The sequence below is a fragment of the Photobacterium profundum genome, from assembly GCF_003026285.1.
Taxonomy (GTDB): domain Bacteria; phylum Pseudomonadota; class Gammaproteobacteria; order Enterobacterales; family Vibrionaceae; genus Photobacterium; species Photobacterium profundum.
The window spans coordinates 1-10,130 of the sequence record NZ_PYOD01000033.1; the positions used below are offsets into that span (position 1 = coordinate 1).

The 10,130-nt window shown below is 39.5% G+C and carries 16 protein-coding genes and 1 pseudogene; 14 read left to right on the plus strand and 3 right to left on the minus strand.

Features of this window, described 5'->3' with window-relative positions:
* The 8 genes and pseudogenes from C9J48_RS27350 to C9J48_RS27385 form a co-directional block, all read left to right on the plus strand.
* Positions 1–359, plus strand: a pseudogene (locus C9J48_RS27350) (replication endonuclease); the annotation flags it as partial.
* A gap of 30 nt (positions 360–389) precedes the next feature.
* A complete protein-coding gene (locus tag C9J48_RS27355) occupies positions 390–710 on the plus strand; it encodes a hypothetical protein (RefSeq protein ID WP_006231881.1) in 321 nt (106 codons plus the stop codon).
* 28 nt (positions 711–738) lie between these two features.
* A complete protein-coding gene (locus C9J48_RS27360; protein WP_006231882.1) occupies positions 739–981 on the plus strand; it encodes a hypothetical protein in 243 nt (80 codons plus the stop codon).
* A gap of 10 nt (positions 982–991) precedes the next feature.
* Positions 992–1,210, plus strand: coding sequence for a hypothetical protein (locus tag C9J48_RS27365; protein ID WP_006231883.1), 219 nt, complete (start codon positions 992–994; stop codon positions 1,208–1,210).
* 135 nt (positions 1,211–1,345) lie between these two features.
* Positions 1,346–3,244 (plus strand): collagen-like protein, encoded by a 1,899-nt coding sequence (locus tag C9J48_RS27370; RefSeq protein ID WP_006231884.1) that lies wholly within the window; start codon positions 1,346–1,348, stop codon positions 3,242–3,244.
* A 1-nt stretch (position 3,245) separates the two neighbouring features.
* On the plus strand, positions 3,246–3,629 hold the full coding sequence (locus C9J48_RS27375) for a DUF2523 family protein (protein WP_006231885.1): 384 nt from the start codon (positions 3,246–3,248) through the stop codon (positions 3,627–3,629).
* A gap of 2 nt (positions 3,630–3,631) precedes the next feature.
* Entirely contained in the window at positions 3,632–4,783 is a 1,152-nt protein-coding gene (locus C9J48_RS27380) for a zonular occludens toxin domain-containing protein (protein ID WP_006231886.1), read from the plus strand.
* A gap of 91 nt (positions 4,784–4,874) precedes the next feature.
* Positions 4,875–5,612: a DUF2726 domain-containing protein gene (locus C9J48_RS27385; protein WP_006231887.1), complete on the plus strand. Its 738-nt coding sequence runs from the start codon at positions 4,875–4,877 to the stop codon at positions 5,610–5,612.
* Between the two features lie 121 nt (positions 5,613–5,733).
* On the opposite strand, the gene C9J48_RS27390 is transcribed toward C9J48_RS27385, so the two are convergent.
* The gene (locus C9J48_RS27390; protein ID WP_006231888.1) at positions 5,734–6,192 is read right to left on the minus strand and encodes a hypothetical protein; all 459 of its coding nucleotides are present in this window, start codon (positions 6,190–6,192) and stop codon (positions 5,734–5,736) included.
* 461 nt (positions 6,193–6,653) lie between these two features.
* Here C9J48_RS27390 and C9J48_RS27395 point away from each other — a divergent pair, with 461 nt between their 5' ends.
* The 5 genes from C9J48_RS27395 to C9J48_RS27415 all read left to right on the plus strand — a co-directional run bounded on the left by C9J48_RS27395 (position 6,654) and on the right by C9J48_RS27415 (position 8,806).
* A complete protein-coding gene (locus C9J48_RS27395; protein ID WP_006231889.1) occupies positions 6,654–6,845 on the plus strand; it encodes a YodC family protein in 192 nt (63 codons plus the stop codon).
* Entirely contained in the window at positions 6,845–7,111 is a 267-nt protein-coding gene (locus C9J48_RS27400) for a DUF6953 family protein (protein ID WP_006231890.1), read from the plus strand. The genes C9J48_RS27395 and C9J48_RS27400 overlap by 1 nt, the downstream gene beginning before the upstream one ends.
* Before the next feature lie 92 nt (positions 7,112–7,203).
* Positions 7,204–7,455, plus strand: a complete 252-nt coding sequence (locus C9J48_RS27405; protein ID WP_107281303.1) for a hypothetical protein — start codon at positions 7,204–7,206, stop codon at positions 7,453–7,455.
* A gap of 234 nt (positions 7,456–7,689) precedes the next feature.
* The gene (locus tag C9J48_RS27410; RefSeq protein WP_006231892.1) at positions 7,690–8,091 is read left to right on the plus strand and encodes a hypothetical protein; all 402 of its coding nucleotides are present in this window, start codon (positions 7,690–7,692) and stop codon (positions 8,089–8,091) included.
* Between the two features lie 7 nt (positions 8,092–8,098).
* A complete protein-coding gene (locus C9J48_RS27415) occupies positions 8,099–8,806 on the plus strand; it encodes a TIR domain-containing protein (RefSeq protein ID WP_006231893.1) in 708 nt (235 codons plus the stop codon).
* 99 nt (positions 8,807–8,905) lie between these two features.
* On the opposite strand, the gene C9J48_RS27420 is transcribed toward C9J48_RS27415, so the two are convergent.
* Both C9J48_RS27420 and C9J48_RS27425 read right to left on the minus strand, forming a co-directional pair.
* Positions 8,906–9,277, minus strand: coding sequence for a DUF3653 domain-containing protein (locus C9J48_RS27420; protein WP_006231894.1), 372 nt, complete (start codon positions 9,275–9,277; stop codon positions 8,906–8,908).
* An 84-nt stretch (positions 9,278–9,361) separates the two neighbouring features.
* Entirely contained in the window at positions 9,362–9,736 is a 375-nt protein-coding gene (locus tag C9J48_RS27425) for a DUF3693 domain-containing protein (RefSeq protein ID WP_006231895.1), read from the minus strand.
* A gap of 120 nt (positions 9,737–9,856) precedes the next feature.
* Here C9J48_RS27425 and C9J48_RS27430 point away from each other — a divergent pair, with 120 nt between their 5' ends.
* On the plus strand, positions 9,857–10,066 hold the full coding sequence (locus tag C9J48_RS27430; protein WP_006231896.1) for a hypothetical protein: 210 nt from the start codon (positions 9,857–9,859) through the stop codon (positions 10,064–10,066).
* Positions 10,067–10,130 lie beyond the last annotated feature (64 nt).

Sequence of the window (10,130 nt, forward strand, 5' to 3'; positions counted from 1 at the left end):
CTAAAACCCGTTACGGGGACGATGCCAACACTCGTGTGATTGGTGTGGTCTTCAAGGCTGCTTACCTTGCGACGCGTGGGCGTCAATGGAAAACCGAAAACAAAGAACAATTCCTTCGTGGCACCAAGCGCATCATGACGGGTGTTACTGACATCTTTGAGGTGCTAGAACGCGAAGGCGAATACCAACGTATGGCTGATGAGCAATACAGTCAATATCAAGAATACTTACAACGTGTTGACGAATTAGCAGCTTACTCTTTTGATTTCGATGCTTTTGAAGATGGTAAAAATGGGAGGGGCCCCGCTTGCGGGGAGGGTTCCTGTTTTTCTCCATCTTCCTTGGACTTGTGTCAATAACTGTCATCTTTTAAAAATTGGAGCACTCAAATGATTATCAAAGGACGCATCAACGATTCTGACGATATCGAGAAGAAAACGAATATCAATGAAAAAACGGGGGAATCCCGTGACTCTGGCACAGTGAAGCTTCAACTATTTAACCCTTCCGAGGTGGTCGATTGCCGTGTGTCTCCTGACGTCTGGGATTCTATGGGTGGTGGTTTGGATTTACAGAAAATCATCGATAAGAAAGTCGATTTCAAGATCCAACACGTTGAGCGTTCTTTTGCGGGTGACGGTGGAAAACACGTAAGTTTCTCTGGCTGGCACCTGCTATCTGTTCCCTCTTTTGAGCAAAAAGAGAAATAGTTAATTACATGTAATTTGGATTTAAATTATGCCAATTTGCGTAAACACAACCAGTGACGGTTTCTTAGTAGCGACATCAGAACCTATTCAGAATTGTTCAGCATATGTGATGGTTACTGCTAATGAATATCAAACTTGGTTTGAGCAATATGGGCTAACAAACACGGCAATGGGTCAAGCTTTCGGGTTGGGCTTCACTGCGGTTGTTATCGTTGGTTACTTCGGTGCTTATGCCGTTGGAATCGCTAAAAAAGTAATATCACTTGTATAAGGAAATTGTTATGAAAAATATGAACTTAGTTAAATTCACTGCCCCTGTTCTTGCGGCTGTTTCTTCTGTTGGTGCTCATGCTGCTGATACGGCATCTACGGGGATTTTTGCTGCGGTCGACTTCTCTGGTTACGCCACCTTTATCGGTACTGCAGGTGTGGCTGTTATCGGTATTGCGATGGCAGTTAAAGCAATTACAGTCGGTAAGCGTGCTGTTTCTAAAGCGTAATGGCTAGCCTACTCCATGACCTCATTTTGACACTCTTTGCGGTCATGGGGTCGCTAACAGGATGGGCTGTTATATACGGCTTCCAAGGAAGGTAATAAACGGGCGGCTTAGGTCGCCTTTTTTTATGGGGTTAATATGTGTCGATTACTTATCGTTTTCGTTCTTTTTTTTGGTTCTCTTCATTCATTTGCGGGTGTTGTTGCTGTTAATGGTCAATACCCATGTAATGTTGAAATGCCTAGTGCGGGCGCGCTTGGGCAGTGTTACGTTGATAGAGTACGAGTCTTTGGTTCTAGGGTTTTAGGTTTTACTCGGGATTCCAATAAAAGCCTAAGGCTTAAATTAGAGAATGGGCAAAGGCCATGGCTTTATTTTAGTGGTCAAGATGATGCTCCCGAGCCTGAGGATAAGTATTGTGATACCGCAGCAGGAAAAAGCGCATTAAGTAGTGCCATTAGTGCTTGTATGGATAACCCTCCAATGGGTTATGAAAATACCCATAGTTATTCTTGTAGCAATCAGGCAAAAGCTATCTTAGGCGGCTGTAATTCAAAGCCTATTGATAAACCTTGTACGGGGGATGCCTGTGGTGGTTCAGGTTCAGGCGGAGATGGTGACGGTGGGAATACTGGCGGTGGCTCAAGTGGTGGCGATGGTGGTTCATCATCCGGTGGCGGTTCGTCTGGCGGTGATAGCTCTGGCAGTGGTGACGGCAGCAAAGGCGAAAAAGGTGACAAGGGGGATAAAGGTGATACGGGGGAAGCAGGTAAAGACGGTGTGGATGGCACGAATGGTATAGACGGCATTAACGGTACAAATGGTATTGATGGCACAAACGGCAATGATGGTCGTGATGGGGTTAACGGCTTAAATGGTACTAATGGGAAAGACGGTGAGCGTGGTGCAAAAGGCGCTAAGGGTGAGCAAGGATTACAAGGTATTCAAGGTAAGGATGCTGACCCTGCTGATTTAAGTCCTGTGTTAAATAGCATTAGTAGTTTAAAGAGTTTTAATACCAGTGAATTCAATTCAGCTACAGCAAGTCGCTCAAAAATTAGTTCAAGTTTAGATTCCATTTCAGAACTGACCAGTGGCTTAGGTGGCAATATTGATGCCCTCAAAATTTCAAATAAAGATGCCCTATCTGACATTAAAAATGTCACCTCTGAATTAGGTATTAAGTCTGATAAGCAAACGGCTTACCAGCAAATCATTGCTGAAAAAATATCACTCTTGGGTGATGACTTTGGTGTGGGTATTCCTGAATTAGACAAAAAAGCAGAAACCAGCAATAACCTCTTAACCGATATTAAAACCCTGACAGAGCAAAACAGCTCGGTGCTAACGGCTGAGAATCAAGCCCAGTTGGATAAAGCCTTCGCGCAATTTGATGAAACCCAAAAGCAAACTGATGAGCTGTTAAACATAAAGGATTTGACGGCGGGTTTAGGTGAGAAAAACGATATTGGCAATGAAAAGTTAGACGGTATTTTGGCTGCAATTGAAGCCTTAAACGGTGAAATGGAAGTTACTGTCGATAATGGTGACGTTGTCACTGCTGTCGATAAGTTAGGCAATGATATTGCAGCCAGTAATAACCAGCTAGGTAATGACATAACCAAGGAGTTAAACGCATTAGGTGATGGTATTGGGACGTTAACAGATTCGGTAGATGGAATCGGTGAAACCTTTGATGCACTGGCGGAGGGGGATTTTGCTTCTGGCACAGAGGTAAGTTGTGGTCTTACTCGTAATTGTAAGTCTTATTGGTCTAGTTCTTATCCTGATGGTTTGGGTGGTGTTCTTGATGCCTTTTCTGAGCGTGTTAAATCAAAAGGCTTTACCGATGTATTAACCATAGATTTAGGCACTGGTTCATTCAGCCCTAAGTGGGATTTGTGTTTTAACAATATTGGCAATATGAGCTTCGGGTGTTTCGAACTCAGTATCAGTGATTATATCTGGGGCTTCATTCGCGCCATTATGATGTTCTCCACTGTCCTATTCTGTCGTTCTGCGGTCTTTGGTGGTTAATATGAAAAACGTTCTAATGAGTATGTTATTTGTTTTTTCAATGCCTGTTTTTGCTGCTGACGGTGGCGGTATGTTTTCATGGATAACGGAGATGTGGGAACAATTCAAAGTGTTCATGTTGAACATTGTCTACACAATAAAAGACATGCTCAGTGATTTGGTTATTTCCATTGTGGCGATATTCCTGACCTTCATTAATTCAGCGTTAGATTCAGTCATGGCGTTATTATCACCTATCGACTTTCAGCAATACATCAACCTACCGCCTAACGTTGTAGGTGTCTTAGCCATGATTGGTATTCCTCAGTGCTTAGGTATTATTGCGGTGGCATTATCGGTTCGATTGACCATGCAACTCATTCCGTTTGTTCGGTTAGGGAGTTAATCATGATCAACTTAATCATCGGTCGACCAGGGGGCGGTAAATCTTATGAAGCGGTGAAGTTTCACATTCTGCCAGCAATAAAAGCAGGTCGAAAGGTTGTCACCAACCTACCCCTGAACATTGATACGTTCGTACAAGTCTTTGGGGGTGATGTTCGCAATCTGATTGTGATTGTTAAAACCGAATACGATGACTTTGGTAACTTGAATCGTCCATTTTCCAAGGTCGAAGATTATCAAGATGAATGGCGTTCTGATGATGGCGCTATTGCCCCTTTGGTGGTTGTCGATGAGGCGCACATGGTTATCCCTACAACGGGAACCGATATCAAGCTGTTAGAGTTTTTGTCGATGCACCGGCATTATGGTTACGACATTATTTATATCTCTCAGTCAGATAGAAAGTTACATCGTGATGTGCGTGATATGGTGCAAATGCAATATCGCTGCTCGAAAAATACAGCATTAGGCTCACAACAAACCTACACGCAAAAAGTGCAAGATGGTTGCCGTGGTGCGGTGGTTAATACCAATCAGCGACGTTATGAAGAAAGCATCTTCAAGTTTTACAAGTCGCACACAGGATCAAATAAACAAGTTTCAGAGGCAATGGCTGCGGATGTTCGCCCACTTTGGAAAAGCTGGATGGTGATAGGTTCGGCTTTGTGTATCTCACTGGCTATCGGTATGTTCATTTTTACTGATGCACTCAGTATATTCAGTGCGGAGGCTTCAACTGCCTCAGTTCCTGAGTCTGATTCACCAATCACTGGTAATTCAACTATTGAAAACCCTTCTCAACCCACATCACCTAAACAGGCAAAAGTTGAAACGGTTGAAAAAGTTATTGGCGGTGTCCCCGACTTCTTACCAATGGAAGGTCTGGAAGCGGTCTATGTGTCGTCGGTTTACTTCATTAAGGCTGGCGATGATATGAAGCGGGAAATATTGATTGAAGCAGTAACGGGTAATGGCTCTTATTGGATTGGTGACAAGGTCTTGGGGCAATTTAATATAACCTACTCAGTGTACGACTATTGCTTAGTGAAATTGAACTACGGTGAGCGTAGTTACTTTCTAGGGTGTAAGCCAAGACAAGATACAAAGGGAAAAGATAACTTCTTCGATGAAGCTAAAGACGTTGTTAGTTTCTAAGTTATCAATATATAAAACAATTTGCATTCACCTCGAAAATACCTGTAGCATTTGCATCATTGAAATAACTTGTTCATATTTTGAGGTTTGAATGGATTCTACAAACTTACTTATCTTCATCGTCTTACTGTTAATTCTAGGTTTATCGAAGGCTCTACTTCGTCCAAGAAAATCTAAAATAAGAAAAGAAACATTTTCAAAAGAAATGCCCCCAAAAGAAATAACTCAAAGAGAAATAATTTCTGATGATTCTTATCAGAAAATCCCTACTCTTTTTTCTCCAGCGGAAAGATCCTTTTATGGTGTACTTGAAAGTGTTTTAACTGATAATTTTGTTTTATTAGGCAAGGTTCGCGTAGCTGATGTTATTAAGCCTAAGCAAGGGTTCAGTAAAAAAGAATGGGGTTCATTGTTTAATAAGATCTCTCGAAAACACTTTGATTTTGTTGTTTGCGATAAAGAATACTTAACGGTTATCTGTGCCGTTGAACTAAATGATTCATCTCATGATAATACTGATAGAGAAAATCGAGACAAGTTTTTAGCTGACGCTATGTATAGTGCTGGTGTTCCTTTGGTCTTCATCACGGCCAAGCGCAATTATGTAGCATCTGAAGTTAGATCCGCTATCGAACCATACTTAAAGAAAATACAGAATCACTCAGAGTCTGAGCCATTAATAAAGTTATGCCCTAAATGTTCATCACCTTTGATAGAGCGCACATCAAAAAAAGCAGAACATAAAGGTGAAATGTTTTTAGGCTGTAGCGCATTCCCTAAATGCAGGTTTATCGATAAATCTAAAGAGACAAATGCCGAAGGCATATAAGGTCACACCACCCAATTCAAATTTCATATCGGTCTTAACTGACCGATACCACGCTTAACTCAATATCTCTGAATAACCGCCCTTCTCACTGCCAAGCCGCTTTTGCTCTTATCTAGATAGTTTATTTGTAGAGTATGGAGTACATGACATTTGTTGAATTTGTAACGCTGATAGATCCTCCGTCCACAGATTGTGGACTTACAGAACCAAAATCGGTGTTTTCGATAAGTATACGGTAGTCACCAGACTCTAGTTTAATCCAACCTGACTCTGTTAGATTATCTGGAACAGGTGAAAATTTAACAATTGATATTAATGTTGCACTTGCAAAGTCATTTGTCTGTGTTTCATCTTCCCAGTTTTTGTACTCTTCTTCTGTAATGATGAATGCTTCTGAAGGGACATTATTCAGTAAACTTACTTTGACGTTAACTTGCTGGTTGCCGTCTACATTGAACTGCGTTGAAAAGTACTCATTCTTCTTGATAAGCACTGAATCTAATTCTTTCACATCATCATTACTATCGCAGCCTAGTAATGTTGTTGATAGAAGTGATAGTAATATTAGTCGTTTAAACATGATTTAGATGCCGTTTTTAGATGAATTTCAGGTATTTAACCATACTTGAAATATTTTCTCCATCTGCGCATATATGTAAATAATTGCATGCATCAAGTGGGCTTGTTTCCTTCCCCCCTTCACACAGCGAAAAGTATGATTTTAGGGGGTTGCTACTCAAATCATAACGAATTTGAATTGATAACATGATCAATATCATATGCATTGATTTTGGTAATTAACTTTCAGACACATTCTGTATTATTTTCCATACATAACGAGCTAGAATAGCAGTCAGTAAGCGTTAAGAGGCTAAGTGTGGTGTTTTGCCCTGCTAAGTCGGCTATTTAACGTAATAGGTATTTTACGAACTAGAATGTTCTGATTGTTGTTACGATTGAATGCTTGATGTAATGATGAGATATACGATCTTAGATCGTTGAATACAATGTCAGGCTTACCAATCAATAATGGAGTTACACATGCAAGTAGAAAGTAAATTTAACGTTGGCGATATAGTTAAAATAAAATCTGGAGGTCCAGATATGACAGTACAAACGATACCTTCAAAGGTAACCTCAAACTATCGCTGCCAATGGTTCGCAGGAAAGAAGCTTGAATTTGGTCTTTTTCCTGAAGGTTCTTTAGAACTTGTTGCTCAAGAAGTTAAATAATGGATGTGAATGAAATTTCATCATGGATGATTTTATTACTCGAAAAAGACGGATGTATTTATCAGGATGATGTTGTTGATAAATTAGTTAAATCATCAAGCGAAGGTTTATTACGTGAAAATAGTGATGGAAATCTAGTTCTTAATCGAGTGTTGCTTAATACTTTCAAGAAACTAACTGAGACAAATGTTGTTTGGGTTAATGCTGGAAAGTATTGGCGATTCAGAGTTCCTGAAGATGAACCGGGAAGAAATGCAAGAGGATAAGCCTAACAAGTAATCAAGTTACTTAACACGTACGTATAAAAAACTGTGCTCTGCGCATACTTCTATAACCCTTTAAAATCATAAGGATATAAATGATGGCATTATACTTTCTGACGTATGACTTAAGAAAATCAAAAAATTACGATGCTTTGTATAAAGAGTTAGATAGCTTCAACGCTGTACGTGTACTTGAGTCAACATGGTGTTTTAATCGTTTTAATACTTCTCCTGAAGGCTTAAGGGATTACTTTGAAAAGGTTTTAGATAAAGATGACGGGATAATGGTCTCCGAAGTCACAAAATGGGCATATTCAAACACTGATGGTAACCCTAATCAACTGTAGAAAAACACTTACACTTAACAATCTCATTTTGTTGAGTGTATTTCCATTTATTTAGTCACATTCCAACATACCTCTTTGGTGTATGTTGCCGGTTAAGACTCAATAAATGTTAAAGGCACAATGTGACGAGTTATACTCGGTGGTTTTAGTTTGGTGCAGGCGGTTAGACGCCGTAATGTTACACAAGAAAACTATGCGGTATAATGCTATTAGTTTCATTAGTGGAAATCAGTTATGGAAAGCAAGCTTAAACATCTAGAGTTTATTCAGAATGTGATTACTCGTATGAATTCAAACTCTTTCCTAATTAAAGGGTGGGCAATCACATTAATTTCTGCACTGTTTGCGTTAGCTGCAAAAGATGCAAATATCCAGTATGTATTGATTACCTATATAGTCATTCCGATTTTTTGGATGCTAGATGGTTTTTTTATTTCACAAGAACGTCAATATCGAAAGCTTTATGAAGAAGTTTGTTTGAAACGAGAAAGTGAAATCGATTTTTCGATGAATGCTTCAAAATTCAGTAGCGGCCGTAATTCTTGGTCATCAGGAATTTTGTCTAAAACTCTATTTCCTTTTTACGGTATCACTGTCGCAGTTACTGTAATTGTTATGTTTTTTATTGGTGGGTAGTACAAATATGGGAAGAAAAATTTTTGTTTCTTACAAGTATGCTGATGATCAAGTTAAGGCTCTTACAGATAGTATCTTTGATACAACGACAGTTCGAAGCTATGTTGATGAACTTCAAAATTATTTAGATGAAGGAGATCACATCAACAAAGGGGAAGCTGATGGTGAAGATTTAAGTGATTTTAAAGATAGCACTATTGCATCGAAACTCCGAGACAAAATCTTTGATAGCAGCATTACCATTGTTATAGTTTCAAAAGGTATGAAATCAACAAGTATATTCCAGTCTGAAAGTGAGCAATGGATTCCTTGGGAGGTGTCATATTCACTGAAAGAACTCACACGCAATAATATTACCAGTCGGTCAAATGCAGTTTTAGCTGTAGTCTTACCCGATGAAAATGACACATATGACTATTTCATCGAAGACAATACATGTTTGGTATGTAAATGTAGAACGTTGAAAACTGATTTTCTGTTTAAAATTATGAAAAGCAATATGTTTAACATCAAAACTCCGTCATTTAGCGATTGCTCAGAGCATGCTGCAGAGACTATATATCTCGGCGACTCATCATATATTAAATCGGTTAAATGGGCTGACTTTATTGGCAACATTAATCACTACTTAGATTCTGCGATTACAATCCGAGACAACAAGGATAACTACGAAATTATAAAAAGTATTCCTCAGACATCTGCATTTGGTGTATAAAGCAAGTGCTTTACACTCGGAAGTTTAATATGGCGTTGAACTGTGTTTAGCGGTAATGCACTAACAGCCTTTATTTAAGGGCTGCTAGCGGACCCATTATTAGTTCTTTAGTACCTTTCTTAACGACCTTGCTGTTTTCATTATTAAAGATAGGTTGTAGCTATCCTGCTCTGCGCCTATCTCTAATATTGCTGTACCCGTTAATACTTTGTTTGAAGAGATACTTAAACCATTTGGTGAAATTAGATTTTCTTTGGCAATTCTCCACCCTATCCAGCTTTCACTTATTCCTACTTCTCTTCCTGTGTACATTCTCATTAGCCGTTTGCATTCCGGTGGTATCTCTTGACCTCCATCCCATCGCGTGATGGTTCTCACACTTTTAAAACATAATTCGCTGGTTTCATACTTGCTTAAACCGCATTCAAATTTACGAAAAATGTAGTTACCTGTGAGTTTCGTAGACACCATGACCTTTGTGAACCTTATCAATAATTACAAGGGCTTATGTTATCCCCTGCAATTATTGAGGTTGTGCATATGTCAACTTTATTTCTATTTACCATAAAGCAAACATAATGCGCACTGGGCTACCGCTTTAACCTCGGTTGATAAACCACCCAAAATCGCCACTAAACCAAGGCTATGTAGCTGATTACCTTGGCTATTAAGCTTTTTTGCAATCTCATCCCACAACTGTTTGATGTGAGAATTTTGCGTACGGTCAGCGTGAACACCAATTAATGCTTCTTTCTCATCAATTTTGCATTCCTGCGCCAAGAAAACGGCTTGTATATCAGACATATAGCGTTTGCCACTTCTGAATTCAGAGATTCGGCTTTTCTGTACGCCTAAATCAGCTGCAATTTGTTTGTCTTGTATGTAGTTTTTGGCTGATTTATAGCTGTCTAGTAGTTTTGTCTGATACATAAAGCCTCCGTGATTTTACCCATTGTAGCTGCTTGGTTCCCAATTTGGGTATCTTGTAGTTCCCTATAAAGGGAATTATAGTTCCCTTATCTTGGAACTCAGATTTGCGTGGGTAAATATATGGCTATCAACATTCAACTTAATGACGGTGTTCGTTTCTTTGATAACGGTCGAGAAATCGTTGTTGTTACCGCTGCATACGCTCCTAAGTATTTAAAAGCCAAGGCTTACTCAAACAAAAAAGCTTTTGAGGTTGATGCCTTAACCGCTGAGGTTCTTGCGGGTCGCACGTTTTCTTTCTGGTCTGGTTCAATCCAGTCAATCAAGTAAGCGTTGGACTTCTCATGATGAATCACTCGCCATACTCAACCCAACAGCAGTTAAGCAATCAAGC